The organism is Micromonospora sp. CA-246542 (assembly GCF_050942905.1).
Classification (GTDB): domain Bacteria; phylum Actinomycetota; class Actinomycetes; order Mycobacteriales; family Micromonosporaceae; genus Micromonospora.
In genome coordinates this window covers 1,299,188-1,325,914 of the sequence record NZ_CP192040.1, presented here as the reverse complement: position 1 = coordinate 1,325,914, position 26,727 = coordinate 1,299,188, and the positions used below count along the sequence as shown (strand labels likewise).

Genomic DNA, 26,727 nt, shown 5'->3' with positions numbered 1-26,727 from the left:
GCAGGTTCAGCCGCACCAGCGGGCGGTCGCCCCGGCGGGTCGCGTGGAGGGCCCGTCGGCGGCCGGGGTGGCCGGCGCGTTCGCCACGGCCACCTTGTCGGCGCGGCGGGCCGGTGTCGGCGTGCCGTTGGGTCGGGCGACCGGCGGACGGGTCGTCGTGGGCGGACGCGTCGTCGCGGCGACGAGGCCGCGCTCGTACATCCGCACCACGCTCGTCTGCACCTGGCCCGGAGTCATGCGGATGCCGGAAACGGTGACCCGGTGTCCGTACACGTCGCTGATCCGCACGCTGTACGGGCCGGGGCCCGCGCCGGAGGCGAGCAGCCAGTAGTTGTAGTCCTGCCGGGCGGTTGCCCGCCACGGGCCGCTGGTGCCCTGGCGTACCTCGACGGCGCGCAGCGGGTTGCCGTGGTTGCCGATCCGGACGGCGAACCAGAACTGCGACGCGCCCTCCTTGATGCGGAAGGTCAGCGGGCCGGGCAGCGGCGGGTTGACGACCGCGCGGTAGGTGACCTGGACGAGCCCCTGGACCGGGTCGGCGACCCGGGCGAACGCCTCCCGGGACAGGTCGAGGTGTCCGGGCTCGCACTCCGGGCACTGATCCATGATCAGGACCCGGACGGTGCCCTTCGGGCCGGTGACGTCGAGGAAACCGCCGCAGGCGGCGCCCGCGGCGTACTCGGTGGGGCCGAGGGCGACGTAGAGCCGGTTGGCCGGCGCCGCCGGGTTCGAGCAGTTGCCGCCGGCGCCCTTCGAGTCGTAGAAGGTGGCCTTGCCGCTGTGGGTGGCGGTGCCGGTGGGTGGCGCGGCGGCGAGCGTCCGCCCGGCGGCGCAGGCCGGGGTGGAGCCGGACCGCAGGGCCAGGGTGAGTCCGAGGGCCGCCGCGAGGACGGTGACGCCGGTGGCGACCAGCCAGGGCACCGGGCCGGACGAGGACGCGGGCCGATCGTCCGGAGCGCGGTCCAGGTCGAGGTCGATGTCGACGTCCTTGACGGCGAGGGCGGGATCCTCGACGCCGCCGGGAGCGCTTCCGTCGGTCACGTCGCGATGCTGCCGGAACGGCGTACGGCCGGACAAGGCGGCTAAGCGAAAGCTAAGAGAGCATCGACGGACGGTGACGAGCCCGCCGCTGGCGGGTCAGGGTTCGACGACGAGCGTGTTTCCGATCCGTATGGGTCCACTGTCGACGGGCACCACGTTCAGTCCGAACAGGAGCTTCTGGCGGATGTTGCGGTAGCGGCCGAGGGTGCGCAGGGGCTCCTTGGCGCGTACCCCGGTCTCCTGGTCGGTGGTGGTGACCACGCAGCGGTCGCACGGCCCGGCGGCGCGCAGCCGCACGTCGCCGACGCGCAGCGACCGGCCCGCCCACCCGTCCTCGGCCCAGGCCGGCGCGCCGTCGACGACCAGGTTGGGCCGGAACCGCGTCATCGGCACCGGCTCCTTACCCGCGTCGGCGAGCCAGCCGTTGAGGGCGTCGAGGGAGCCGGTGCTGGTCAGCAAAAGTGGGTAGGCGTCGGCGAAGCTGACCTGGTCGCCGGTGTCGTACTCGCGATCGGCGGCGGCCAGGTGTCGCGTCGGACTGGCCAACCAGACCAACCGGACGGGCTGGCCGAGGAGCGCGCCGAGCCAGGCGTCAGCGGCCGGGCCGGCGTGCAGCGCGGGGACCGAGGTCGTCCGGCTGCGGAAGGTCCGCACCCGCACCGGCTCGTCGCCGGCCGGTTTCGGCACGTCGAGGTCGGGCCTCCCGTCGGCGCGCAGCACCAGGCCGCCCGGGCGCACGCTGGCCCGCAGGCCGACCAGGCGGGTCGTGTCCCGCTGGGTGACGCCGACGCCGTCGGCGTCCACCACCATCCAGCGTCGGTCGCCGGCCAGGCCCCACGGTTGCACGAACGCGCCGTCGTGGTCGAGCCGGTGACAACCCTTGACGGGGTACGTGTGGATCGAGGTCAGCCGCACCCGGTAACCATGACACGCCGAGTGCGTCGCGGACGATCCTCCCACCATCGGCGGGCGTTCCTGGCCGGTCGAGGGTACGCGGGGCAGAACGTGAATCAGTAGCATCGCCGGTATGGCGCGTGCAGACCAGACCGCAGAACTGAACCTCCAGACGAACGGGGGGCCGGTCGATCCTGGGCAGCCAGACGGTGGTGAGCAGGTCACCGCCCCGGCGCCCCGACCCCGGCGACGGTGGAAGCGGATCGTCCTGATCATCCTCGTGGTCCTGGCGTTGCTCGTCGGTGGCGGTGTGGTCGCGGGTGGTCTCTACTACCGGTCCATCAACTCCAACATCGAACGGGTGGACGCGTTCGAGGATGTGCCGGAGGAGTCGCGTCCGGAGCCCGTGGCAACCGGTGCGATGAACATCATGATCCTCGGCAGCGACTCCCGCGACACGGAGAACTCGTCGGGCTCCCGATCGGACACGATCATCCTGGCGCACCTTCCGAAGGACCGCTCCAGCGCACAGCTGATCTCCATCCCTCGTGACACGTGGGTGAACGTGCCCAAGTCCAAGGAGGGGCGCGGCGGCACCGACGCCAAAATCAATGCGGCGTACGCGTGGGGCGGCGTTCCGCTGATGGTGCAGACGGTGGAGAAGTTCACAAACGTCCGCATCGACCACGTGACAATGGTCGACTTCTCCGGCTTCAAGGAGATCGTCGACGCGCTGGGTGGTGTCGAGATCGATGTGGAGCAGAGCTTCACCTCGACGCACTCGCTGAACCCCGACGGGCGGCGCGAGTTCACCAAGGGAAGGCAGACGATGGACGGCGCGGCCGCTCTGGACTACGCCCGTGAGCGTTACGCCTTCGCCGATGGCGACTTCGCGCGGATCAAGCATCAGCAGCAGGTCATCAAGGCCATTTTGGACAAGGCGGCCTCCGGTGGCGTACTGGCGAATCCCACCAAGCTGAACTCGTTCGTGAAGGCCACGGCCAACTCGGTCGCCGTCGACCGTTCCCTGTCCCTGGTCGATCTGGCGATGGAGCTTCGTCACCTCCGGGGCGGCAACCTCGCGTTCTACACCTGCCCCACCAAGGGGACGGGAATGATCGGCAGTGAAAGCGTCGTGCTCGCGGACAAGGGCAAGGCGCAACGCGTCTTCGACGCCGTTCGCCGCGACGCGGTAGCCGACATCGCGTCCGCCGCAAAGTAGGAGACAGGAATGCCGTGCCGGCTCTGGTGGTGTAACTGACGCGGTCGTAACCTGCGATCGCCCCCTGGCATGAATTTCGCCGGAGGGCTCACGGGGGAGGATCACCATGTCGAGCCGACCGGTCATGAGTTACCCGGGTGCGAGACGGACGGAGTTCGGCGACGCGCCGCCACCGGCGGTGCCACAGCAGCGCGACGAGAGCGGCGCTGCCACCGAGCCGACGAGGGCGTCGGCGACGGTGCCCGTACGGTCCGGTATGGACACCACAGCGGTCCTGCCGTACGCCGGGTCCCGGGCCTCGAAGCGGACGCGCTGGCTGCGGGCCTGGATGTTGACTGCGCCCATCGACGTCGTCGCGCTGCTCGTTCCCCTGCTGTTGAGCCAGGACTACTGGCGGGGGACCCTGTCCAACGCGGTGCTGGCGGTGGCCATCTTCGCGTCCGGCGGGCTGTATCGCGCCCGCCGGCACGTCGGCATCCTGGATGAGCTGCCGAGCATCTGCGGACGGTTGCTGGCGTCCGCGGCGGTGGTGGCAATCATCGCGGCCGAGCGGCACGACTCGGTGCACTACGTGGGCGGATTCATGCGCGGTGTCGCGCTCTCCGCCGGTCTGGTGATCGTCGGCCGGGCCTTCAGCAGGGCGTTCACCATCGTCGCCCGGAAGCGCCGATGGGTGGAGCACAACACGATCATCATCGGCAGCGGGCCGGTCGGTCTGGAACTCGCCCGGTTGCTGCGGCGTTATCCGCAGTACGGGCTGCGATTCGTCGGCTGCGTCGACGTCGCGCCGAGCGAGGGCGTCGGGTCTGTTCCGTTGATCGGCACGCTGAACGATCTCGGAAAGCTCGTCGAGATGTTGGAATGCGACGTGCTGGTCATCGCCGACCCGGATTGTTCCGAGTCGGAGCTGATGGACAATCTGTTGCGGACGGTCGATTCACGCCCCGACCTCTGGGCGGTGCCGCGTCTCTGGGGCTCCCGGTCGCTGGGTGGGTATCCCGATCACATTGGCGCCATACCAATCGTCAAGATCGGAGATACCAAACTCTCCGGGCCACGATGGGCCGTCAAACGGGCGTCCGATGTGGTCTTCGCGGCGGTGGCGCTGCTCGTCCTCAGCCCGGTGCTGCTGCTCTGCGCGATGGCGACGTTCCTCGCCGTTGGCCGGGGCATCTTCTTCTACCAGGAACGGATCGGCCGGTACGGCAGACCATTCAAGGTCATCAAGTTCCGTTCGATGCAGCCCGCCGACGAGAGCGAATCGGAGACGAACTGGTCCATCGCGCACGACCAGCGGGTGGGCGTGGTCGGTCGGTTCATGCGTCGGACGTCCCTCGACGAACTACCGCAGCTGTGGAACATCCTGCGCGGCGAGATGAGTGTGGTCGGCCCCCGCCCGGAACGGCCGCACTTCGTGGAGAGGTTCTCCGTCGAGTACCCCACCTACGCGATGCGTCACCGGGTACCCGTCGGGCTCACCGGCCTCGCACAGGTCAGTGGCCTGCGCGGCGACACCCCGATCTCCGACCGGGCGAGGTTCGACAACTACTACATCGAGAACTGGTCGCTGTGGCTCGACATCAAGGTCGTGCTGCGTACCGTCGCCGAGGTGTTCCGGGGTGGTGGCCGGTGACCCCGGTCCGTCGGGGGTAGTTCCCCCGGACCGGCCCTCGCCGACGGTCAGGCGTCGCTCGCGGGCCGGTCCTCGGTGGGCAGGCGTTCGCCGAGCGCCACGGCGCGCAGCACCCGTGCGTGCCCGGCCAGGGAGTCGTCCGGCGAGAACAGGCCGATGGCCTCCTCGCGCAGTCGCTCGCGGGCCGCGGCCCACACCGCGCGTTCGCGGATCATCGACGACATGGCCGCGACCAGATCGGCCCGGTTGCCCTGCGGCCGATACCGCAGCTCGTTGATCACCTGCCAGTCGACGAGTTCGGCGTTACCGGCCGGGTTGGCGACCAGGTGGCCGCGCCGGCCGTTCGCCAACTGCTCCCGGGCGCCACCCACGTCGGTCAGCACGACGGGCACCCCGGCCGCCAGCGCCTCCATCGACGCCAGCGACCAGCCCTCGAAGAAGGAGTCGAGAACGAAGGCGTCCGCCGCAGCCAGCAGCGCCATCGGGTTGGCGCAGTGTCCACGCAGGTGGATGCGGTCGGCGCCCGGGGTCGCCGCGGCGGCCTGTCGAGTCTGCTCGTAGTACAGCAGGTCGTCGTTGGCCCGGCCGGCCACCAGCAGGTGGGCGTCCGGATGCGCGGCGGCCACCTCGGCGAAGGCCGTCACCAGACCGTACGTGTTCTTCTGCAGGCAGTACCGGGCCAGCGAGACGAAGAGGAACTCGTCGGTCAGCCCCAGCGCGGCGCGGGCCCGCTCCCGGTCCACGCGCAGGACACGTGAGCCGTCGACGCCGTTCGGCACGGTGACCAGACGGTCGTCGGGGTAACCCGGGTTCCGGGCGAGGTACTGCTGGCGGACGAGGTCGCTGACCGCGACCTGCGCGGTGATCTTCTGTGCCCGCTGGCCCTCCGGGGCCCAGGATTCCGGGTGGTAGAAGCGGTGCATGTCGTGCAGCGTCTCCACCCACGGGACGCCGACCCCGGCGGCCGCGTCGAGCAGCCAGTCGTCCGCGTTGTGGCCGCTGATCACGTCCGGGCGCCAGGAGCGCATCCAGTCGGCGGCGTCGTCCGGCGACATCAGGTGGGTCACGACGCCCTCGTCGGCGAGGGCCCGGGCCAGCCGACCGCCGGCACCGTCCTGCCCGGGCAGTCGCGTTCCGGAGTAGATGACCGCGGTGTCGACGGCGTGGCCCGGCAGCCGTCGGGCCAGGAAGGCGGCCACCTCCTCCGCGCCGCCCACGTCGAGCACCCCGGTGGCGATGGCGCAGCGCACCCGCCGGGAACCGGTGACGTCGACGGCACGCGGCGAGACGGACGGGCGCGGGTCGGCGGCCATCGGCCGGAGCGCCTCCAGGTCGCCCGCGCCCCGACCCGGCACCAACGGCACCGACCAGTCCTCGCTGGGGCCGGACGTCTGCTCGCCCGGGTGCGCGAACCGGCGCAGGGCACGCCCACCCACGCGGCGCAGTGGCCCGGGCACGACGTGGGCCTGACGCTGCGCCCACAGGGCCAGCCGCAGGGCGCGCCGCGACATCTCACTCACCGGGCTGTCCGTCGCGCCGACCTCGACCGAGGAACACCGGGACGACGATCCCCGCGGCGATGCCCAGCACCAGCGGCCACCGGCTCGTCTCCGACAGGAACGGCGCGGTCATCAGGCACAGCGGCGCGATCAGGCAGAACGCCGCCGCCGACCGGACGACCACGTCGCTGTCGGGATCGCGGACCGCGTTCAGCGCCGCCAACGCGGCTGCCGCGAGGAAGACGAGGACGAGCAGGGGCGCCAGGGGGCCGTACCGGAGCCAGTCCTGCAACAACTCGTTGTGGACGTACACCCGCTCGGAGTTGTTGGCGGCCAGACCCGGAAGCTGAGGTGCGAGGGGGCCCACGCCGGTCCAGAGGTTCGCCCGTACGTAGTCCCACCCGAGGCGGAGGTCGCTGAGGTGTCCGCTCGTCGACGCCGCCTGGTGCTGGGCGCTCGCCTGGGCCGGTGGGGTCCGCGCCGGCGGGCTCGGCGTCGTGGAGGCGCTGGCGGACCGGCTCGGACTGCCATTCGCGCTCACCCCACCGCCCGGTCGCGGGCTGCCGGTCACGCCCGGCGTGCCGCTGGCGCTGGGCCTGCCGCTCGGGGTCGGCCTGCCGGTCGGGCTCGACTTGCCGGTCGGAGTCGATTGACCACTCGCGGTCGGCTTGGCGCTGGCGCTCGGCAGGCCACTCGCGGTCGGCCCGGCGCTGGCGCTCGCGGTCGGCTTGGCGCTGATGCTCGGTTTGGCGCTCGGGCTCGGCGCGCCGTCGGCCAGGTCGAAGCTGCCGGCGCTGCGCAGGCCGAGATCCGCGGCGAAGCCCGGCGCGGCCAGCACGACCACTGCCACGACCAGCGCCGCGAACCCGAACTGCCGGATCATCGGCTGCCAGCGCCGCCAGGTGAGGACGAGGACGACGACGAGCGCGACCAGTGCCGCGACCCAGACGCTCCGGCGGAAACTGATCAGGATCAACAGTGGCGTGGCGGCGGCGAGCGTCATGTGCCGCCAGTCCCAGCGCCACCCGTTGTCCCCGAGCATGCCGATGAAAACCGCCGCCGCGATCGCCGGTAGTGCGGAGTCGTAGTAGACGAAGTAGGCGCTGAGCCGGTCGTCGGCAGCTTCGCCGAGCGGAATGGCGACGGCCGCCGCGACCAGCAGGCCGACCAGCGCGGCCCAGACCGTCGGCGTGGTGAACCGCTGGTCGTCCCGCAACCAGCGGAAGCTCAGGCCGAGAAGGAGACCCAGCGCCAGCAGGACGAAGGGGCGGGCGTTCTGGTTGACGGCGGAGAAGACCGACTGCCCGTGGACCAGGCCGCTGCCGACGGCCAACACGATGAGGCCGGCCGCCGGTCCGAGCAGGGTGACGCCCACCGAGCGGAGCTGCGGGCGGGCCGACGGCCACCACCGTACGGCCGCCGCGAGGACCGCCGTCACCGCGAGCGGCAGGATGATCGGGGCCTTGCCGGGGCTGATGAACGCCGGATAGCCGAGAGTGGTGAGCTCGCCGAAGCGCCCGTTCGGCTTGATCTCCTGCGCGAGCACCGCCACCAGCACGATCCCGCTCAGGGGAAGCCGGCGTACGAGCAGCGGCAACGCGACGGCGAAGACGACGCCCAGGAGCGTCGGCACCGTGGCGACGATGTAGAGGGCCGACAACGCGGCACATCCCCAGGCCGCCCACCAGATGAGGCGCGGGACGCCGGTCGCGGGCGGTCGGGGACCGAGCACCCCGCCGAGGACGCGGGTCAGGTGGGAGGCCCCGTCGGCCGTGGGCCGTTCGGGGGAACGGATGCCCGTGTCGTCCGTGCCGGAATCAGTCACAGTTCCTCTGGAACCCATCGCTGCCTTTGCCCCGAGATCGGGTTCGGCCCGCCTACGCTGACACCGAACCCTGCTGACAACAACGCCGAACCGGCTGCCGTGACGACCGCGGGCGGCCACAGCCAGGGGCGGCCCGGTGACCAGCGCGGCCGTACACTGTGGTGGGTCGCGCGGCACGGCACGTCGGCCGCCGCGGCACACAGTATCAGCAGCGACGCACACGAGCGTCGCCGGAATCTCGCCCTGGACGACCCCGGCCAGCGGGGTGAAACGGGGAGCGCCGGACGGATGATTGCCGGGCCATCAGTACGATGCTTATCGTTTTCGGTCGGAGAGTTGACACGGCGTACGCCTCGTCGGCGTACGCCACCCGGTCTGGTAACCCGGGATCACCCCCGGAGCCGCAGATGATCACCCGCCGCACCTTCCTCGCCGCCGCCGGCGGCTTGGTCCTCGCCGGTGACGCCCCGCCGCCGAAGGGCACCGTTTCGCTGCCACCTCCGTCCGGGGACGACGACACGGCCGCCCTCAACGCCGCCCTGCGCAGGGCGGCGGGCGGCGTGGTACGCGGCACGGACAACGCGCACTACCGGGTCAGCGCGCCCCTCGTGGTGCCCAGCGGCACGACGCTGATCATGTCCGGCTGCACGGTCACCCTGGCGGCGGGCAGCGCCTGCAACCTGCTCACCAACACGGCGGTGACCGAGGGCGGCCGGGATCGGGACATCAGCGTCATCGGCGGCACCTGGGTCCGTGCGGGCGGAGTCGGTGGCACGGGTCCCGATCTGCACACGCTGCGCTGGCGAAGGGTCGACGGCCTGACGCTCAAGGGGCTCACGGTACGGACCGCCAGCGACAAGTACGCCATCTCGCTGGGCGACGTCGCCGACACCACCGTCACGGAGATCAAGTTCGCGGTGCACTCCGACGGCGTCCACATCCAGGGACCCGCCGCACGGACCCGGATCTCGGGAATCCGCGGCTCGACGGGGGACGACACCGTCGCCATCACCCCCCGCGACTGGCAGGCGTACGACGACGTGTCGGGGCCGGTGACCGACACGGTCATCGAGGACATCGGCGCCGCCTCGCTCGCCGCCCTGGTCAAGGTGCTCGGCGGGTCGCCGGAGACCGCCGCGCTACGCACGACCGTCCGGGGTGTCGCGGGGATCGCCGGCAACAACGTCATCTGGATCGGTGACGACACCGCCGACTGGCGCACCACCGGCGGCCGCGTCGACGATCTGGTCGTCGAGCAGGTGACGGCCGGTACGCTGCCGGGCCGGGGCGGCATGGTGCACATCAACGGCTCGGCGGTGGGACGCGTACGACTTCGCGGGTTGCGAATTCAGGGGCCGCGCGGGAACGAGCCGCTGGTGCGGGTCGCGCCCTTCCGGCCGGCCACCCTCGACGGTCTCACCGTCGAGGAGGTGAACGTCGAACAACTCGATGCCGCGCCGCTGCTGTTGATAGCCGGGACGGCGACGGTCGGTGAACTCCTGTTGGGCGGCGTCACCGTCGCGGGCTCGTCCGCCGGCACCGCTGTCGCCCAGGTCGCGGGGGTGGTGAACGACCTGACCGTACGCGGGGTCAGCCTGACCGCGAGCGGCGACAGCTACCTGCTGGAGCTGCCCGGGTGGGCGGCGCGCGCCGCCGTACGGCGGGCGAGCGTGACGGACGTGCGGATCGCCGGCCGGGGCGGGGCCCTGGTCTCCGCTCCGGCGGCCACGCACGTCCTGCCCCTGCTGACGGTCGACCGGACCCGGACGGTGGGGACGCCCTGGCTGGTCGACCTCAACACCACCACCGAGCTGTCGGTGTCGGACGTGACCATCGACGGCACGAACGGCGGGGTGGCGCGGGTGCGCAACTCGGGCGCCGCCGTGGTTCGCGGGAACGGGCTGCGGTTCGGGCGGGGCTCGCGGGGGGCGACGGTCGCCGCCGGAGGATCCCTGGTCTCGTACGCCCTGGAGTTGGCCGTCGACGTCAGCGAACTCGTGCGGGCGGACGGTAGCCGGGCCACCAACACGAACGCCGCGTTGTCCTGCGGCACCGGGCCGGTCGAGTGCACCGGCCTGACCTGGCAGCACCTGCGGACCGGGGCGACCTGGTAACGCCAGCCGGTGGGTTCAGATGGCCTTGCGGGACAGGACCCGCCTCAGGTCCGCCGTCGTGATCGCCCGCGTGGCCAGCACCGCCACACCGAAGATGCCGGCGGCCAACGCGCCCTCGACCTGCCACGGGAGCCGTACCAGCCACAGCACCAGCACGGTGGCGGCGCCCACGGCGAGGACACTCCCCAGCTCCCGCAGGGGAAGCCGTGCCGTCATCGCGCGCGCGGCCAGCAGACACGTGGTGACGCCGATGACGAACTCGGTCGCCGCGGCGACGGCCGCCGCGCCGGTCGCGCCCCACCGGGCACAGGCCCAGAACTGCGCCACGAGGTTGACCACCGCCACCGAGACGGTCAGCACCGCGATCGGGCGTACCAGGCCCAGCGCCGAGCAGATCGTCGTACCGACGTAGCCGAGGGTCACGCCCACGAAGGCGACCGCCAGCAGGAGCAGGGGCGTGACCGCCGGGCCGAAGTCGTCGCCGTAGAGGTAGCTGACGAGGGCGGGGGCCAACGCGATCAGCAGCACCGCCGTACCCGCGCCGATCACGACGCCGGTACGGGTCGCCAGGCTGAAGATCAGCTGTCGGCGGTGCGCGTCCATGCTCAGACTCGTCGCCACGATCGGCAGCAGCGGGGCCACCAGCATGGCCGGCCCGAGCTGGGCGACGTCGAGGAACTTGTACGCCGCCGAGTAGTAGCCCAGCTCCGCCGCCCCTCGCAGGTGGAAGAGGATCACCGAGCCCAGGCGGTAGTAGGCCATGACCGCCAGCGAGCTGATCGCGAGTGGCCAGCTCAGCGCGAAGATCCGGCCCGCCTCCGCCCAGGACGGCCGGCCCAGTGGCACCAGCCGCCGGTTGATCGCGACCCCGATGCTGGTCTGCACGACCACGACGGCCACGAAGAACCACGCGAGCAGGACGACGTCCCCGCCGGTCCGGGCGATGAAGACGACCGCCACCAGCCAGAGGACGCCCTGCACGAGGGCCAGGACCGCCGACACCTCGGGACGGAAGCGGGCGGTGGCTCCCGCCGTGAGTACGGACGCCGCGGACAACGGCGTCGCGACGGCGACGACACTGACGACGGCGCTGGACTCCCCGAACAGCCCTGCGGCGGCGGCGACGAGCAGGGCGACGGTCGCGAGCAGCGCCACCGACGTACGGATGAGCAGGCCGGTCGTGAGGATGCGGCCGGCCGCCGCCTTCTCCCGGGCGATCCGGGAACTCACCGTGATCGTGGTGCCCATGTCGGCGACCTGCGCCGCCGCCGTGCCGAGGGTGAGCGCGAGGGCGAAGACGCCGTAGCCGCCGGGGTTCAGGTACCGGGCGAGCACGGAGGTGGTCGCCATGCCCACGGCCATGCCGAGCAGACGGAGACCCAGCGACACGGCGGTGGCGGTACTGAGCCCGCGCGCCGACCGGGTGGCGTCCGCCGTGCCCGTCGGAGCGAGATCCTCGGTCGTCGTCTGTCCCGGTGAGGTCATCGGAGGCACTCCCCGAAGGTCCGTTCGTACGCGTCGAGCCACCTGTCGCGCCCGTGCCGCTGCTCGACGTAGGCGACACCGGCGCCCCGCCGCTGGAGCATCGCCGACACCGCGTCGGCCGTCAGCTCGGCCGGCCCACCGAGCACGACGCCCCCGCAGTGTGGAATCAACTCCGCGCCGGGATCACCGCGGAACGCCACGATCGGCAGCCCACCGGCGGCGGCCTCGAGGACGCAGGTGGGCGTGCCGTCCGTCTCGGCGCCGCAGTAGACGTAGAAGTCGCTGGCCGCGAGGAGGTCGGGCACGTCCTCACGGTGGCCGGTGAAGTGCACGTCGCCGGTGCCGCCGGTGAGTCGTTCCAGCCGCTCGCGGTCCGGGCCGTCGCCGACGACGACCAGGGCGCTGCCGCTGGCGAGCGCCGCCGCGATCGCCCGGTCGTGCCGCTTGGCGGGGTGCAGCCGCGCCGCGAGGACGGCGACCCGGCGGCCGTGGAAGCGGCTGGGCAGCAGCCGCTGGCGCAGGGCTGCCCGCGTCGCGTCCGGGGGCGCGGCGTACCGGTCGGTGTCGATCGCGTTGGGCACGACCACCAGCTTCTCCCGGCCGACCACCGGTTCGAGGTCGGCGGCGACGGCATCGCTCACGCAGACCACCCGGGAGACGTGCTCGGCCGCGCGCGCGTAGCCGGCGAGCAGCAGGCGACCGACCGGTCCGCCCATCCACCGTCCGTGTTCCGTCCACACCACGGGCGCCCGGCGCGACAACGGCGCGGTCAGTGCGATCTGTTCCCGCTTGAACTGCAGGTGGTAGACGGATGCGTCGGCGATGACCTGGGTCCGGTGCCGTTCGATGGGCACCCGCAGCAACCCGGCGGCCATCGTCCGACGGGACCACTTCGGGCCGAGACGGATGTCGCCGCGGACGAGACCCTGCTCCTCCCACCCTGGGCACCGGCCGTACAGCGCGACGTCGTGGCCACGGTCGCGTAGCCCGCGACCGAGCGCGACCGTGTGCGCCTCGGCGCCTCCGGCGGTGTCCGACACCGACACCATCGTGACGATCATGACGTCCGACCCTGCTGGGCGGCGGTGTACGCGGCGAGGAACCGGGCCGGGGCGTCCGTCGTGTCGACCGGCCGCACGCCGCGTTCGTGGGCGAGGGCGATGGCGGCCGCGATCGCCTCGACGCCGGTGTCCCGGGCGACGGCGGTGGCCAGCTCGCCCAGACCACCACAGGGGGCCACCGCGGTGGGCACCCCCAGACGGGCCGCCACGGCGAGCACGCCGGACTGGCTGGCGACCTCGTACGGCGCGACGACGACATCGGCCGTTGCCACCAGCGCGGTGAACTCGTCGACGCTCAGGTAGCGGTACGCCGTCGTCACCGCCGCGCCGGTCTGTTCGACGAGCGCGTCGACCCGCCGGCCCGGCCCGAGGTCCTCCCCGACCACCGCGCCCCGCCAACCGGGCAACTGGGCGACGGCCCGAACGAACAGCTCGGGGTTCTTGTCCGCCCGCACCTGGCCGGGCAGCAGGGCGAGCTTCACCGAGCCCGGATTCAGCTCGGTCCGCCACCGGTCGACGAGCACCGGCTCCGGGGCCGGCGTCCACTGCGTCAGGGGTACCCGGTCGACGTTCGCCACACCCCGGTCGAGGAGGCGTCGCCGGTCGGCCTCGGAGTAGACGAGCACCCGGTCGGCGTCCCGCAGCGCACTTCGTAGCGCCCGCCCGCCACCGGGGGCGTTCGACCGGACGAAGGTGTTGTGCGGGCTGGTGACGACCGTGGCCCGACGCCGCCGGGCGATCGAGATCAGCTCCGGGGTGAGCGCGAACAGCCCCTGGACGTGCACGACATCCTGTGGACCGATCAGCCGGCGCAGGTGCGGCAACGTGCGCAGCAGGTAGCGCGTCGACGTCCGGGCCTGGCGCACCCGTCGGTGGGGCGAGGCGCGGTGCCAGGTCACGCACCGACAGAGCGTCACCGAGGTCGGTGCCGCATCGCAGTCGTCGGCGGTGTGCACGACCGCGTCGACGCCGAGTTCGCGCAGGCCGGCGGCGACCTCGACGGTGTGGTTGAAGACCCCGCCGCGACCGCCGGACTCGATGAGGTGGACGCGGCGGATCACGATGCGGCCGTCCGCTCGGCGAGCACGCGGATGGCGGCGGCCAACTCGCGGACGGTCTCGGGCCAGCCGAGGGCGGCGGTCCGTCGCCAGCCCGCCAGCTCCCGGGCGTGGCGTGTGGACGGGTCCCGCAGGGCGTCGACGACCGCGTCCGCGAAGAAGCGCGGGTCGTCGGCCACCCGGTGGGAGTCGGCGTCGCGTACGGCGGCCGGCAGGCCCAGCGCCGCGAACGCGCTCATCACGACGCTTCGGCCCCGGGACATCGACTCGGTCAGCTTGAGCTGGGCGCCGCCGCCGGTGGTGGCGGGAGCGACGGTCACGGCAGCTCCGGCGTACGCGTCGGCCACGTCGTCGAGCGTGCCGAGGACCGAGACCCCGGGTGCGTCGGCGCACTCCCGAGCCAGCGCCTCGCTCCGCCGGCCCGCCACCACGAGCCGCGCCACGGGGAGCGCGGCGCGAACGAGGGGCCAGATCTCCCGCAGGAACGTCCGGAGCGCGCGCACGTTGGGCTCGTAGTCGTAGGACGCCAGCGCGAGGACGTACCCGTCAGCCGGCGAGGGTTCGTACGGCCAGACGTCCACACCGTTGGGGACGAGGACGACGTTGCTGGCCCACCCCCGCAACACGTCCACGTCCGGTGCGGACAGCGCGACGCACAGGGCGGCACGGGCGGCCACCCGGGGTTCCCAGAAGGCTGCCTTGGCGGCCTCGGCGCGGCGGGCCACGCGCTGCCAACCGTGGGCCGAGTCCACCATCGTCGCGAGTCGTCGGCTCTCGATGTTGGCGAACTCGACGACCTGCGGCGCCCGCCGCGCCGCCGGGGGCGCCCACGCGGCCAGGTAGGAGTGCGACCAGTAGACGACGTCGGGCCGGAACTCGTCGCACAGCCCCGCCAGGGGTTCGGCGATCGGCGCGAGGTAGTGCCCGCCCAGGTGGGGCCGGCCCGACGCCCGGGTACGGACGGCCGGCGGTGGCGACCAGGGCAGCGGACGGGTGGCGACCGGGGCGTCCGGCTGCCGATCGCCGTGGTCGGGGAAGGCGACCAGCACCTGGGCGTCGCGCCCCAGCGCCTCGGCGACCCGCGCCGTGCGGATCCGGCCGCCGTGCTGGGCCGGCCAGGGCGGCTCGACGGTCACGACCAGTACGCGGGTCACGGCGCTACTTCGGTCCGCAACAGGTCGCGCAGCAGCGCGCCACGCCCCTCCCACCCGTGTTCGGCAGCGCTCGCGATCCGGGCGTCGACGACGGTGTCGGTGACCGGTTGCAGCAGGCCGGGCAGGTGGGTCGGCAGGTCCTGCGCGTCGTCCACGGTCACGTGGGGATTGGCCCGCGCGAGTTCGACCACCGCCGGCAGTGGGCTGCTCAGCACGGCCAGCCCGGAGGACAGGTACTCGAAGCACTTGAGCGGGCTGACGCCCCGGGTGTAGTCGTTGATCGCGTACGGGATGACACCCACGGCGCACGCGCCGGCCACCGCGGCGAGCTGGTCCGGGGAGAGGACGCCGAGGTGTCGGGCGCCGAGGGCCTCCAGGTGCCGCAGCTCCGCGTCGAAGCTGCCCCCGCCGGCGGCGAGCGGCCCGGCCAGCAGCAGCTCGCCCCGACCGCGTACGGCGGTGGCGATCGATTCGAGGAGTCGCAGGTCGAGCTTGTGGACGGTGAGGTTGCCGGAGAAGAGGACGTCGGGTCGGCGCTGCGCGGCCGGCCGGCTTGCCGCCGTGAAGACCGACACGTCCGCGACGTTGGGCAGGAGTTCGACGCGGGGGAAGCCGACGGCGGCGAGATGCTCCCGCACGGCCGCGCTGGTGGCGACGGCGACCGCGGTACGCGTCGACAGCGAACGCTCGCCCCGGCCCACCGCTACGGCGTCCACGCCGGGAAACGTCGCCAGCAGGTCGACGCAGTGGTAGATGACGAGGTCGGCGGCCTCTTCCAGGCCGTAGGTGACCGGCGTGAACGTCCAGAGCACCCGGGGACGTGCGCTGCGGAGCCAGTCGCCGGTGGCCCGACGCAGCAGGGCGCGGTTGACCGGATAGGTGGGCGTGCGGTGCACCGGCAGCACGAGCGGAGACACGATCCGCGTTCCGGCCGGGCGAGGTCGCTGCGCCGGGACCTCCTGGTCGCCCAGCGCACGGCGAACCCGGGACGCCATCCGGACGACGTCGTCGCGGCGCAGCGTGGGCCGGCGCAGGCCCAGTGACTCGACGAACGTGACGTTCGCGGTGCGGGCCAACTCCCGCGCGACGTAGTGCTGGTTCGTCGCGATCGGAGAGTCCCACTCGGCGGTGCCCAGCATCAGCACGTTCGCCACGGAAGCTTCGCCCGCCGGCGGATGCGTCGACGTGGACCCGGTCACGATGACGCCTGCTCGGCCAGCCACCCGGCCATGGTCTCCCGGAAGACCTGCGGCGTGAACCGTTGGGCGTTGGTCATCGCCGCCTGCGTCGGCAGCCGCGACGCCTGACGGATCGGATCCACGTACGCGCCCGGGTCGTCGGCGTCGAGGAGGAAGCCGGTCTCGCCGGTCACCACGGTTTCGAGCAGGCCGCCGCGCGCCCAGCCCACGACGGGTGTCCCGCAGGCCTGGGCCTCGACCGGGATCATCCCGAAGTCCTCCAGAGCGGGGTAGAGCAGCACGCTCGCGCCCCAGTACAGCTCGCGGAGCCGCTCGGTGGTGGGTCTGACCTCGAACTCGACCGGCACGTCGACGCGGGCCGCGAGCCGACGCAGATTGGCCTCCTCGGGACCTCCGCCGGCGATCACGAGCGGCAGCCGGGCCGCCGCCGCGATCTCGATCATCAGATCGAAGTTCTTGTACGGGATCCAGCGGCCGACGCCGAGCAGGTACCGGCGCTCCTGGTCGCGGACGGCCGGCGGGGCGGACGCGAAGTAGTCCACCTCCACCGGCGGGTTGATCACCGTGGCGTCCCGTCCCCAGTAGCGGCGGATACGGGCCCGCACCTCCCGCGAGTTCGCCGCGTAGCCGTGCACGTGACGGCTCAGCCGCCGGTCGCCGGCCTGGAGGGCGGCACGCATCGGCGCGAGCGCGGCGCTGGCGCCCCGCTGGTCAAGACCGGGGCTCCAGACGTAGCGGGCCGGCGAGTGGACGTAGCTCAGGTGGCGGGTGCGCTCCGGGTCGCCGATCTTCACGGTGTGCGCGAACGCGTGGCTCGACGAGAGGACCACGTCGTACTTCTGGCGGGTCAGCGTCCGCCAGGTCAGCGGCATGAACGGAAGCGCGAGGGCCTTGCTGTGCCGCAGCGGGGTCTTCGCCAGCCAGGACTCGTGGACGTCCCCGTCCACCGTCGCGTCGTGGTCCTTCCAGAGCACGAAGCGATCGGCGTGCGGTACGAGTTCGGCCATCTGGAGGAACACCTGCTCGGATCCGCCGGTGGCGCCGAACCACTCATGGATCAGCGCGACCGACCGCCCGGCGAGCGGTCGAGGATCGGCGTCCGTTGTGGACGCCTCTCCGCTCGCCCTGGTCAAAAGACGACCACGTCACGGATGTAGCTGGCGAAGCGCCGCAGCTGGTACGCCTCGGGCACGGGCGAGGTCATCCGGATGACGAGCTGCCGGTTGATGGCGCCGTCCTCGCCGCTGCGGAAGTAGGCGACCACGACGAGGCCGTGCCGTTGCGCGCCGTCGGCCTCGATGATCTGCTCGGCGTAGCTCCCGTACAGGCCACTGCGGATCCACTGCGCGCCCCACGCCTCCTCGACCGAGCGCATGGCGTTCTGCCACTGGTCGGTGCACGGCTGCGGGCACTCGCGCACGATCACGTCGCCGCCGACCGCCTGGTTGCCCGAGGCGGCGGTGCCGCACTGGTACTTGACGAACCCCTCGGCCCGCTCGGCGAGCGTGCACTGCCAGGTCGTCGGGACCTTCACCGGGAAGCCCAGGCCGTCGAGATCGGTGAGCGTCCGCACGGTGTCCCGCTCGGTGAACCGGGGCCACTGCGTCGGCCACGCGCCCGGCTTGGGCGGCTCGATACCGGGCGACTGCGGCGGTGTGGTCGGGATCGCCGGCGACAGGATGCTCGTGGTGGGCGCGGTCTGCGGCGCACCGGGATCGTCCGACCCGCCCCAGAGCACCAGGCCGCCCGCCGCGGCGATCACCACCAGGACCAGCGCCGCGACGCCCACCCACAGCCGGGTACGCGGTGGTCGTGGCTCGGAGGGCTTGATGCGGCGTACGGGCGCGGCGAACGGGTCGGCCGGCGGCACCACCGGGCGGGTCGGCGCGATCGGCGGCGCCGGGATCTCGACGGGGTCGCCCGCGGTCGGGTCCGTCGCGGGGGCGACGTGGGGGCGCCGGAGACCGGTTGCGGGGACGCGGACACCGGGTTCGCGTGCACGGCCCAGGGCGCGTGCGGCATGTCGGACACCGGGCCGGACGCGCCGGAGACCGGCGGCGGGCTGGACACCGGAGTGCCGGACACGGGGGTACCGGACACGGGGGTGCTGGAGACCGGCGTACCGGACACGGGCATACCGGAGACCGGCGACGTCGACGCCGGGGAGGCGGAGACCGGCGGCGCCTGGGCGGGCGTGTACTCCACGCCGAGGGCGCGGAACAGTTTCTCGGCGCCGGGGCCCGCTTCGGCGGGATACGCGACCCAGGGCGCGGTGGCCGAGAAGTCGGCGTACGCGAACGACATCGCTCCGGGGCCCTGGGCCAGGGAGTTGGCCGTACCGGCGAACGCCTCCCGCCAACCCGCGGTCCCGGCGACGGCGGCGTCGAGCACCGCGACCGTCACAAGTCGACCGTGTTCGTCGATGGCAGCCCACGCCTTGCCGACCGGAGATCCGCCCAGCGCGTGGGTGAACCGGTAGGGGCCTTCCGGCTGCATCCGCAACTCCTCTGTCCAACCGCCGTGCGGATCCTACAATCACCGCTCCAGCGCGGTGCGTCACCGTTGGGACCACCAACCAGGGCAATAACCATCGAATCGGTTGATGTCACGTCCTCGATAGTCGGCGATGTGTCCGACCGGTCGAGCATTGCCTCTGAAAGTTTTCATGCATAGAGTCCAAGTGTGAATGACAGTGCTGCCGAGGCGACGGCCGAGCAGGTCCTCGACCTGTTCGACGGGGTACGGCTCACCCCGACCCAGCGCCGGATCGCGCACTGTCTCGTGCAGCACGCGCCAACCGTCGCGTACCTCTCCGCCGCGGAGGTCGCCGAGCTGGCCGGGGTAAGCCAGCCCTCGGTCACCCGCTTCGCCGTCGCGCTCGGCCACGACGGCTATCCGGCGCTGCGCCGCCGTCTGCGGGACCTCACCGCCCGCACGACCGGCGGCCCGGCGGACACCGCCAACGAGCTCCAGCAGGCGGTACGCGCCGAGATGGGCAACCTGGACCGGCTGGCCGAACAGCTCGCCGACACCGATCGGATCGCCGGGACCGGGCGGCTGCTCGCGTCCAGCCGGCCGCTGCCGGTGCTGGGCCTGCGGGCCGCCGCGCCGCTGGCCGCGTACTTCGCCTACTTCGCCGCCAAGGTCCACCCGGACGTGCGGGTGCTCAACGACGGCGGCAGCCTGCTCACCGACCGGCTGGAGCAGGCCGCCGAGGCCGGGGCGTCCGCCGTGCTCGCCTTCGTACTGCCCCGCTACCCCCGGGAGACCTTGGACGCCCTGCGCGACGCGCGCGCCGCCGGGCTGACCGTCGTGGCGATCACCGACTCGCCGGTCAGCCCGGCCACCGAACACGCCGACGTGGTGCTGCCGGCCGCCGTCGGCGCCCAACTCGTCTTCGACCTGCACACCGCCCCGATGACCCTGGCGATGGTCCTGTTGCAGGCGATCTGCGACGCCGCGCCGGCCGACACCCAGCGCCGCCTGGAGGCGTTCGAAGCCTCCGCGGCCCGCCGACAGTTGTTCCTCGGATGAGGAGGAGACCGGAGATGACCCAGCCCATCCGTGCCGCACGGGGCAGCCAGCTCACCACCCGTGGCTGGCAGCAGGAGGCCGCCCTGCGGATGCTGATGAACAACCTCGATCCGGAGGTGGCCGAACGCCCCGACGACCTGGTGGTCTACGGCGGGACCGGAAAGGCGGCGCGGGACTGGCCGTCGTACCACGCGTTGGTGCGTACGCTGACCGACCTGCGCGCGGACGAGACGATGCTGGTGCAGTCCGGGCGACCGGTCGGTGTGATGCGTACGCACGAGTGGGCGCCCCGGGTGCTGCTGGCGAACTCCAACCTGGTCGGCGACTGGGCGACCTGGCCCGAGTTCCGCCGCCTAGAACAGCTCGGCCTGACCATGTACGGGCAGATGACGGCCGGCTCGTGGATCTACATCGGCACGCAGGGCATCCTCCAGGGCACCTACGAGACGTTCGCCGCCGTGGCCGCCAAGAGGTTCGGCGGCACCCTGGCCGGGACGCTGACGCTCACCGCCGGCTGCGGCGGAATGGGTGGCGCGCAGCCCCTCGCGGTCACCATGAACGACGGCGTCTGCCTGATCGTCGACGTCGACCGCACCCGTCTGGACCGCCGGGTGCACGACCGCTACCTGGACGAGGTGGCCGACTCCCTGGACGACGCGGTCGCGCGGGTCCGCGCGGCGAAGCGGGACCGGCGCGCGTTGAGCGTCGGGGTCGTCGGCAACGCCGCCGAGGTCTTCCCGGAGCTGCTGGGCCGGGGCGTCGAGATCGACATCGTGACCGACCAGACCAGCGCCCACGACCCGCTGGCGTACCTGCCGGTCGGGGTCGAGCTGGCCGACGCGCGGGACTACGCCGCGGCGAAGCCCGCCGAGTTCACCGATCGGGCCCGCGCGTCGATGGCGAAGCACGTCGAGGCGATGGTCGGGTTCCTCGACGCCGGCGCCGAGGTCTTCGACTACGGCAACTCGATCCGGGGCGAGGCGCAGCTCGGCGGCTACCAGCGGGCGTTCGACTTCCCGGGCTTCGTACCCGCGTACATCCGCCCGCTGTTCTGCGAGGGCCGGGGCCCGTTCCGGTGGGCGGCGCTCTCCGGCGACCCGGCCGACATCGCCGCCACCGACCGGGCCATCCTGGACCTGTTCCCGGAGAACGAGTCCCTGGCCCGCTGGATCAAACTGGCCGGCGAGCGGGTCGCGTTCCAGGGCCTGCCAGCCCGGATCTGCTGGCTCGGCCAGGGTGAACGCGACCGGGCGGGCGTGCGGTTCAACGACATGGTCGCCTCCGGTGAGCTCTCCGCGCCGGTGGTGATCGGCCGGGACCATCTGGACACCGGCAGCGTCGCGAGCCCGTACCGGGAGACCGAGGGGATGGCGGACGGCTCCGACGCGATCGCGGACTGGCCGCTGCTGAACGCGCTGGTCAACACCGCCAGCGGGGCGTCCTGGGTGTCCATCCACCACGGCGGGGGTGTCGGCATCGGCCGGTCGATCCACGCCGGGCAGGTCTGTGTGGCCGACGGCACCGCCCTGGCCGGCCAGAAGATCGAGCGGGTGCTCACCAACGACCCGGCGATGGGCGTCATCCGGCACGTCGACGCCGGCTACGACAGCGCACGCGAGGTCGCCGAGCGCACCGGCGTCCGCGTCCCCATGACCGAGGGTGAGAGCGCGTGAGTGACGACCTGCCCGGCCGGTTCCGGGAGCTGTGGGACGAGATCGCGCCGGTCGGGCGGAACGCCGACAGCGGCGGCTATCTGCGGTACGCGTTGACCGAGCCGGAACACCAACTGCGGGCCTGGTTCCACGGGCAGGCCGACCGTCGCGGCCTGCCGGTCACCGAGGACGGCAACGGCAACCTGTTCGCCCACTGGGGTGACCCGGAGGGCACGGACGCCGTGCTGACCGGCAGTCACTTCGACTCGGTGCCGCACGGCGGGGCGTACGACGGGCCGCTCGGCATCGTCAGCGCGTTCCTCGCTGTGGACGAGCTGCGCGCCGCCGGTGTCACCCCGGTCCGGCCGCTGGTGGTGGCCGCGTTCGTGGAGGAGGAGGGCGCGCGCTTCGGCGTACCCTGCCTGGGGTCGCGGCTGCTCACCGGCGTGCTGGCGGCCGACCGCGCGGCCGGCCTGCGCGACGCGGCCGGGGTGAGCTTCGCCGACGCGCTCGGCGGGCGGCCGGCGGGCGCCCGACCGGAGCTGCTGGGTCGCTTCGGCGCGTTCGTGGAGCTGCACGTCGAGCAGGGCCGCGCGCTCGTGGACGCGGACGCGCCGGTGGGGGTGGCGAGCGCCATCTGGCCGCACGGCCGCTGGCGGTTCGACGTGGTCGGTGAGGGCAACCACGCGGGTACGACGCGGATGGCCGACCGGCGCGACCCGATGCTCACCTACGCGTTCGGGGTGTTGGCCGCGAACAAGGAGGCCCGGGTGCGTGGGGCGCACGCCACCGTGGGTCGGGTCGCCGTGGAACCCAACGCCACCAACGCGATCCCGTCGAGGGTGACCGGCTGGCTGGACGCGCGCGCGGCCGACCCGGAGACCCTGACCGGGCTGGTCGACGCGGTCCGGGCCAAGCTCGCCGAGCGGTCCCGCCGCGACGGCACGGAGGTGCTGGTGACCGAGGAGTCGGTGACCCCGCTGGTCGCCTTCGACGGCGATCTGGCCGCCCGGCTGGCGACGCTGCTCGACGCGCCGGTGCTGCCCACGGGCGCGGGACACGACGCCGGGGTGCTCGCGGCCTACCTGCCCACGGCGATGCTGTTCGTGCGCAACCCGACCGGGGTGTCGCACTCCCCCGCCGAGGCCGCGAGCGACGACGACTGCGCGGCGGGGATTCGCGCGCTGGCCCGCGTGCTGGAGGAGCTGACATGTCGCTGACCACCGCCCGCTGGCTGGCCGAGTACGCCTGGCTGCCCGCGCACGCCGAGCCCACCCCCGACGTGCTGATCGAGGTCGAGGACGGCCGGATCAGCGCGGTGACGCCGCTGACCCCCGGGAGCCGACCGCCGTCCGGGGTCGACGTGTACGCCGACGCCGTGCCGCTGCCCGGCCTGACCCTGCCGGGCCTGGCGAACGCGCACTCGCACGCCTTCCACCGGGCGCTGCGGGGGCGCACCCACGGCGGGCGGGGTGACTTCTTCTCCTGGCGGGACCGCATGTACGCGGTCGCGGACCGGCTCGACCCGGACACCTACCTGGCGCTGGCCCGGGCGGTGTACGCCGAGATGGCGCTCGCCGGGATCACCTGCGTGGGCGAGTTCCACTACCTGCACCACCGGCCGGACGGCGGCGCGTACGACGATCCGAACGCGATGGGCGCGGCGCTGGTCGAGGCCGCCGCGCACGCCGGGGTCCGGCTCACCCTGCTGGACACCTGCTACCTGGCCTCCACGGTGGACGGTCAGCCGCTCGCCGGGCCGCAGCGGCGCTTCGGCGACGGTGACGCGGACGGCTGGGCGCGACGCGCGGCGGCGTTCCAGCCGACGGACTCCCACGTGCGGGTCGGCGCGGCCGTGCACTCGGTCCGGGCGGTCCCCGCCGACCAGCTCCGCACGGTCGCCGACTGGGCCCGCGACCGGCGGGCCCCGCTGCACGTGCACCTCTCCGAGCAGCCCGCCGAGAACGACGAGTGCCGGGCCGTGCACGGGCGTACGCCCACCGCGCTGCTCGCCGAGCACGGAGTGCTCGGGCCGGACACCACGGCCGTGCACGCCACCCATCCGACCAGCGCGGACCTGACCCTGCTCGCCGACAGCCGGACCGGCGTGTGCCTCTGTCCCACCACCGAGCGGGACCTCGCCGACGGCATCGGTCCGGCCCGCCGGATGGCCGACGCGGGTATCCGGCTGAGCCTGGGCAGCGACAGTCACGCCGTGGTCGACCTGTTCGAGGAGGCTCGTGCCGTGGAGCTGGACGAGCGGCTACGCACCCGCCGGCGCGGCCACTTCACCCCGGTCGAGCTGTTCACCACGGCCACCGCCGCCGGGCACGCCGCGCTGGGGTGGACCGACGCCGGTCGGATCGCCGCCGGCGCCCGCGCCGACCTGGTGACGGTACGGCTCGACAGCGCCCGCACCGCCGGCGTACCCCCGGTGGGGGCGTTCTTCGCGGCCGTCGCGGCGGACGTCGACCAGGTCGTGGTGGACGGCCGGGTGGTGGTGGCCGAGGGCCGGCACCTCAGCGTCGACGTGCCGGCCGAGCTGTCGGCGTCGATCGAGGCGGTGACTCCCTCATGAGCAGCCTGCTCGTCGACAACATCGGGGAGCTGGTCACCAACGGCATCGGCGCCGATCCGCTGGGAATCCGCCGCAAGGCGGCCGTGCTCGTCGAGGAGGATCGGGTGGCCTGGGTCGGGCCGTCCGCGTACGCGCCGGCCGCCGAACACCGGATCGACGTCGGCGGGGCCGCCGTACTGCCCGGCTTCGTGGACAGCCACGCCCACCTGGTCTTCGCCGGGGACCGGGCCGCCGAGTTCGCCGCGCGGATGGCCGGCGAGCCGTACACCGGCGGCGGCATCCGGACCACCGTGGGCGCGACCCGGGCCGCCACCGACGACGAGCTGCGGACCACCGTGCGCCGGCTACGCGGGGAGGCGCTGCGCCAGGGCACCACGACCATGGAGATCAAGAGTGGGTACGGGCTGAACGTCGCCGACGAGGCCCGCTCGCTCCGGATCGCCGCCGAGACCAGCAGTGAGACCACCTTCCTGGGCGCGCACGTGGTCCCCGCCGAGTACGCCGACCGGCCGGACGACTACGTCGGGCTGGTCTGCGGGCCGATGCTGGCCGCCGCCGCGCCGTACGCGAAGTGGATCGACGTGTTCTGCGAGCGGGGCGCCTTCGACGTCGACCACGCCCGCGCCATCCTCGCCTGCGGGCAGGCCGCCGGGCTGGGCGTACGGCTGCACGCCAACCAGCTCGGCCCCGGGCCGGGCGTGCAGCTCGGGGTGGAGCTGGGCGCGGCCAGCGTCGACCACTGCACCCACCTCAGCGACGCCGACGTCGACGCGCTCGCCTCGAACCGGTTCGACTGCATGTGCCACGAAGGTGCGCACACCACCACCGTCGCCACCCTGCTGCCGGGCGCCGAGTTCTCCACCCGCTCGCCGTACCCGGACGCGCGCCGGCTGCTCGACGCGGGCGTCACCGTGGCCCTGGCGACGGACTGCAACCCCGGTTCGTCGTACACCTCGTCGATGCCCTTCTGTATCGCCCTCGCGGTCCGCGAGATGCGGATGACCCCGGCGGAGGCGGTCTGGGCCGCCACCGCCGGTGGCGCGCGGGCGCTGCGCCGCGACGACATCGGCGTGCTCACTCCCGGCGCGCGGGCCGACCTCGTCGTCCTGGACGCGCCGTCCTACCTGCACCTGGCCTACCGGCCCGGTGTCCCCCTGATCCGCCAGGTAATTCGCAACGGAGTACCGCAGTGACGAACGTGACCATCCAACCAACCGGGATCACCGCCGACGACGTGCTCGCGGTGGCCCGCGGCACCGCCACGGTGGTCCTCGACCCGGCCGCCCGGGACGCGATGGCGACCAGCCGCGCGATCGTGGACGGCATCGAGGCCGCCGGACGACCGGTGTACGGCGTCTCGACCGGGTTCGGGGCCCTGGCGAACACGTTCGTCGCCCCCGAGCGGCGGGCCGAGCTGCAACACGCGCTGATCCGCTCGCACGCCGCCGGGGTGGGCGCACCGATGCCCCGCGAGGTGGTACGCGCCATGATGCTGCTGCGCGTACGCTCGCTCGCCCTGGGCCGCTCCGGGGTCCGGCCGCTGGTCGCCGATGCCCTCGTCGACCTGCTCAACCACGACATCACCCCGTGGGTGCCGGAGCACGGCTCGCTGGGCGCGTCCGGCGACCTGGCGCCGCTGGCACACTGCGCGCTGGTGTTGCTCGGTGAGGGCTGGGTGCTCGGCCCGGCCGGCGAGCGGCAGGACGCGGCCGACGTGCTGGCCGCCAACGGGCTCAAGCCGATCGAGCTGGCCGCCAAGGAGGGGCTGGCGCTGATCAACGGCACCGACGGCATGCTCGGCATGCTGTTGCTGGCCATCCACGACGCGGCGCACCTCTTCGCGATGGCGGACGTGACCGCCGCGCTGGCCATCGAGGCGATGCTCGGCTCGGAGCGGCCGTTCCTGCCCGAGCTGCACGCCATCCGACCGCACCCCGGTCAGGCGGCGTCGGCGGCGAACATCCACCGACTGTTGCAGGATTCGCGGGTCATGGACTCGCACCGCGACGACCTGGCGCACGCCGTGCAGGACGCGTACTCGATGCGCTGCGCGCCGCAGGTGGCCGGCGCGGCCCGCGACACCCTGGACTTCGTCCGCACGGTCGCGGCCCGGGAGCTGGTGTCCGTGGTGGACAACCCGGTGGTGCTGCCGGACGGTCGGGTCGAGTCGACCGGGAACTTCCACGGCGCTCCGCTCGGTTTCGCCGCCGACTTCCTCGCGATCGCCGCCGCCGAGGTCGGCGCGATCGCCGAGCGGCGGGTGGACCGACTGCTCGACGTGACCCGCTCGCGGGAGCTGCCGGCGTTCCTCTCCCCCGACGCCGGGGTCAACTCCGGGCTGATGATCGCCCAGTACACGGCGGCCGGCATCGTCGCCGAGAACCGGCGGCTGGCCGCGCCCGCGTCGGTGGACTCGCTGCCCACCAGCGGCATGCAGGAGGACCACGTCTCGATGGGCTGGGCGGGGGCCAAGAAGCTGCGTACCGTGCTGGACAACCTCACCAGCCTGCTCGCGGTGGAGCTGCTGGCCGGAGTACGTGGCCTGCAACTGCGCGAACCGCTGGTGCCGTCGCCGGCCGGTCGGGCCGCCGTCGCCGCGCTCGGTGCGGCGGCCGGCGACCCCGGCCCGGACGTGTTCCTCGCCCCGGTGATGGAGGCGGCCCGTGCGGTCGTGGCCGGCCCCGAGCTGCGCGCCGCCATCGAGCGGGAGGTCGGCCCGCTGGGCTGACCTCCACGGGTCGCTGTCGTCCGCCGCGGGTCAGGCGGCGGGCGGCAGCA

General features: G+C 73.1%; 21 protein-coding genes. 9 read left to right on the top strand and 12 right to left on the bottom strand.

Translation table 11 applies throughout. The annotated features are described in order from the left end of the window. Positions 1 to 6 precede the first annotated feature (6 nt). Both ACQP0N_RS06295 and ACQP0N_RS06290 read right to left on the bottom strand, forming a co-directional pair. Positions 7 to 1,041 (bottom strand): expansin EXLX1 family cellulose-binding protein, encoded by a 1,035-nt coding sequence (locus ACQP0N_RS06295; RefSeq protein WP_433118328.1) that lies wholly within the window; start codon positions 1,039 to 1,041, stop codon positions 7 to 9. Positions 1,042 to 1,137: 96 nt separating this feature from the next. Then, positions 1,138 to 1,956: an MOSC domain-containing protein gene (locus ACQP0N_RS06290; RefSeq protein WP_433118326.1), complete on the bottom strand. Its 819-nt coding sequence runs from the start codon at positions 1,954 to 1,956 to the stop codon at positions 1,138 to 1,140. A gap of 112 nt (positions 1,957 to 2,068) precedes the next feature. Between ACQP0N_RS06290 and ACQP0N_RS06285 the strand changes: the two genes are divergently transcribed. Together ACQP0N_RS06285 and ACQP0N_RS06280 are read left to right on the top strand one after the other, a co-directional pair. Further along, complete coding sequence (locus tag ACQP0N_RS06285; RefSeq protein ID WP_433118324.1) at positions 2,069 to 3,157, top strand: LCP family protein; 1,089 nt, start codon at positions 2,069 to 2,071, stop codon at positions 3,155 to 3,157. Positions 3,158 to 3,263: 106 nt separating this feature from the next. Then, positions 3,264 to 4,790 carry a sugar transferase gene (locus tag ACQP0N_RS06280; protein ID WP_433118322.1) on the top strand — a complete coding sequence of 509 codons (1,527 nt, stop codon included), beginning with the start codon at positions 3,264 to 3,266 and terminating at the stop codon, positions 4,788 to 4,790. Positions 4,791 to 4,837: 47 nt separating this feature from the next. Here the strand turns inward: ACQP0N_RS06280 and ACQP0N_RS06275 are convergent, their stop codons facing one another. Both ACQP0N_RS06275 and ACQP0N_RS06270 read right to left on the bottom strand, forming a co-directional pair. Further along, positions 4,838 to 6,301 carry a glycosyltransferase gene (locus ACQP0N_RS06275; RefSeq protein WP_433121460.1) on the bottom strand — a complete coding sequence of 488 codons (1,464 nt, stop codon included), beginning with the start codon at positions 6,299 to 6,301 and terminating at the stop codon, positions 4,838 to 4,840. A gap of 1 nt (position 6,302) precedes the next feature. Continuing rightward, complete coding sequence (locus ACQP0N_RS06270; protein WP_433118320.1) at positions 6,303 to 8,114, bottom strand: hypothetical protein; 1,812 nt, start codon at positions 8,112 to 8,114, stop codon at positions 6,303 to 6,305. Between the two features lie 407 nt (positions 8,115 to 8,521). Between ACQP0N_RS06270 and ACQP0N_RS06265 the strand changes: the two genes are divergently transcribed. Continuing rightward, positions 8,522 to 10,228, top strand: a complete 1,707-nt coding sequence (locus tag ACQP0N_RS06265; protein ID WP_433118318.1) for a hypothetical protein — start codon at positions 8,522 to 8,524, stop codon at positions 10,226 to 10,228. A 15-nt stretch (positions 10,229 to 10,243) separates the two neighbouring features. Here ACQP0N_RS06265 and ACQP0N_RS06260 read toward each other — a convergent pair whose 3' ends face one another. The 8 genes from ACQP0N_RS06260 to ACQP0N_RS06225 are packed head-to-tail and all read right to left on the bottom strand — an operon-like array spanning position 10,244 to position 18,681. Next, positions 10,244 to 11,713, bottom strand: coding sequence for an oligosaccharide flippase family protein (locus ACQP0N_RS06260; RefSeq protein WP_433118316.1), 1,470 nt, complete (start codon positions 11,711 to 11,713; stop codon positions 10,244 to 10,246). Continuing rightward, positions 11,710 to 12,774 (bottom strand): glycosyltransferase family 4 protein, encoded by a 1,065-nt coding sequence (locus ACQP0N_RS06255; RefSeq protein WP_433118314.1) that lies wholly within the window; start codon positions 12,772 to 12,774, stop codon positions 11,710 to 11,712. The genes ACQP0N_RS06260 and ACQP0N_RS06255 overlap by 4 nt, the downstream gene beginning before the upstream one ends. Next, positions 12,771 to 13,835 (bottom strand): glycosyltransferase, encoded by a 1,065-nt coding sequence (locus ACQP0N_RS06250; RefSeq protein WP_433118312.1) that lies wholly within the window; start codon positions 13,833 to 13,835, stop codon positions 12,771 to 12,773. The genes ACQP0N_RS06255 and ACQP0N_RS06250 overlap by 4 nt, the downstream gene beginning before the upstream one ends. After that, complete coding sequence (locus ACQP0N_RS06245) at positions 13,832 to 14,986, bottom strand: glycosyltransferase (RefSeq protein ID WP_433118310.1); 1,155 nt, start codon at positions 14,984 to 14,986, stop codon at positions 13,832 to 13,834. Before ACQP0N_RS06245 ends, ACQP0N_RS06250 begins: the two co-directional genes overlap by 4 nt. After that, positions 14,983 to 16,140 (bottom strand): glycosyl transferase family 1, encoded by a 1,158-nt coding sequence (locus tag ACQP0N_RS06240; RefSeq protein ID WP_433118308.1) that lies wholly within the window; start codon positions 16,138 to 16,140, stop codon positions 14,983 to 14,985. Before ACQP0N_RS06240 ends, ACQP0N_RS06245 begins: the two co-directional genes overlap by 4 nt. A 41-nt stretch (positions 16,141 to 16,181) precedes the next feature. After that, positions 16,182 to 17,318: a glycosyltransferase gene (locus tag ACQP0N_RS06235; RefSeq protein WP_433118306.1), complete on the bottom strand. Its 1,137-nt coding sequence runs from the start codon at positions 17,316 to 17,318 to the stop codon at positions 16,182 to 16,184. Next, the gene (locus tag ACQP0N_RS06230; protein WP_433118304.1) at positions 17,315 to 17,974 is read right to left on the bottom strand and encodes a hypothetical protein; all 660 of its coding nucleotides are present in this window, start codon (positions 17,972 to 17,974) and stop codon (positions 17,315 to 17,317) included. Before ACQP0N_RS06230 ends, ACQP0N_RS06235 begins: the two co-directional genes overlap by 4 nt. Beyond that, positions 17,944 to 18,681: a hypothetical protein gene (locus ACQP0N_RS06225; RefSeq protein ID WP_433118302.1), complete on the bottom strand. Its 738-nt coding sequence runs from the start codon at positions 18,679 to 18,681 to the stop codon at positions 17,944 to 17,946. Before ACQP0N_RS06225 ends, ACQP0N_RS06230 begins: the two co-directional genes overlap by 31 nt. A gap of 186 nt (positions 18,682 to 18,867) precedes the next feature. On the opposite strand from ACQP0N_RS06225, the gene ACQP0N_RS06220 reads away from it, so the two are divergent. From ACQP0N_RS06220 to hutH, 6 genes are read left to right on the top strand one after another with little or no spacing between them, the layout of a single operon-like run. Then, positions 18,868 to 19,719, top strand: a complete 852-nt coding sequence (locus ACQP0N_RS06220; RefSeq protein ID WP_433118300.1) for a MurR/RpiR family transcriptional regulator — start codon at positions 18,868 to 18,870, stop codon at positions 19,717 to 19,719. 14 nt (positions 19,720 to 19,733) lie between these two features. Continuing rightward, complete coding sequence (gene hutU / locus ACQP0N_RS06215; protein ID WP_433118298.1) at positions 19,734 to 21,392, top strand: urocanate hydratase; 1,659 nt, start codon at positions 19,734 to 19,736, stop codon at positions 21,390 to 21,392. Beyond that, positions 21,389 to 22,591 carry an allantoate amidohydrolase gene (locus tag ACQP0N_RS06210; RefSeq protein WP_433118296.1) on the top strand — a complete coding sequence of 401 codons (1,203 nt, stop codon included), beginning with the start codon at positions 21,389 to 21,391 and terminating at the stop codon, positions 22,589 to 22,591. The genes hutU and ACQP0N_RS06210 overlap by 4 nt, the downstream gene beginning before the upstream one ends. Further along, positions 22,582 to 23,949, top strand: a complete 1,368-nt coding sequence (locus ACQP0N_RS06205) for a formimidoylglutamate deiminase (RefSeq protein WP_433118294.1) — start codon at positions 22,582 to 22,584, stop codon at positions 23,947 to 23,949. Before ACQP0N_RS06210 ends, ACQP0N_RS06205 begins: the two co-directional genes overlap by 10 nt. Then, positions 23,946 to 25,142, top strand: coding sequence for an imidazolonepropionase (gene hutI, locus ACQP0N_RS06200; protein WP_433118292.1), 1,197 nt, complete (start codon positions 23,946 to 23,948; stop codon positions 25,140 to 25,142). Before ACQP0N_RS06205 ends, hutI begins: the two co-directional genes overlap by 4 nt. After that, a complete protein-coding gene (gene hutH / locus ACQP0N_RS06195) occupies positions 25,139 to 26,677 on the top strand; it encodes a histidine ammonia-lyase (RefSeq protein WP_433118290.1) in 1,539 nt (512 codons plus the stop codon). The genes hutI and hutH overlap by 4 nt, the downstream gene beginning before the upstream one ends. Positions 26,678 to 26,727: the final 50 nt, after the last annotated feature.

Bases quoted from the DNA above. Each gene is read 5' to 3' on its own strand.
- hutU (WP_433118298.1), top strand. From the start codon at position 19,734: ATGACCCAGCCCATCCGTGCCGCACGGGGCAGCCAGCTCACCACCCGT.
- ACQP0N_RS06275 (WP_433121460.1), bottom strand. From the start codon at position 6,301: ATGTCGCGGCGCGCCCTGCGGCTGGCCCTGTGGGCGCAGCGTCAGGCC.
- ACQP0N_RS06285 (WP_433118324.1), top strand. From the start codon at position 2,069: ATGGCGCGTGCAGACCAGACCGCAGAACTGAACCTCCAGACGAACGGG.
- ACQP0N_RS06255 (WP_433118314.1), bottom strand. From the start codon at position 12,774: ATGATCGTCACGATGGTGTCGGTGTCGGACACCGCCGGAGGCGCCGAG.
- ACQP0N_RS06260 (WP_433118316.1), bottom strand. From the start codon at position 11,713: ATGACCTCACCGGGACAGACGACGACCGAGGATCTCGCTCCGACGGGC.
- ACQP0N_RS06225 (WP_433118302.1), bottom strand. From the start codon at position 18,681: ATGCAGCCGGAAGGCCCCTACCGGTTCACCCACGCGCTGGGCGGATCT.
- ACQP0N_RS06265 (WP_433118318.1), top strand. From the start codon at position 8,522: ATGATCACCCGCCGCACCTTCCTCGCCGCCGCCGGCGGCTTGGTCCTC.
- ACQP0N_RS06280 (WP_433118322.1), top strand. From the start codon at position 3,264: ATGTCGAGCCGACCGGTCATGAGTTACCCGGGTGCGAGACGGACGGAG.
- ACQP0N_RS06205 (WP_433118294.1), top strand. From the start codon at position 22,582: ATGTCGCTGACCACCGCCCGCTGGCTGGCCGAGTACGCCTGGCTGCCC.
- hutI (WP_433118292.1), top strand. From the start codon at position 23,946: ATGAGCAGCCTGCTCGTCGACAACATCGGGGAGCTGGTCACCAACGGC.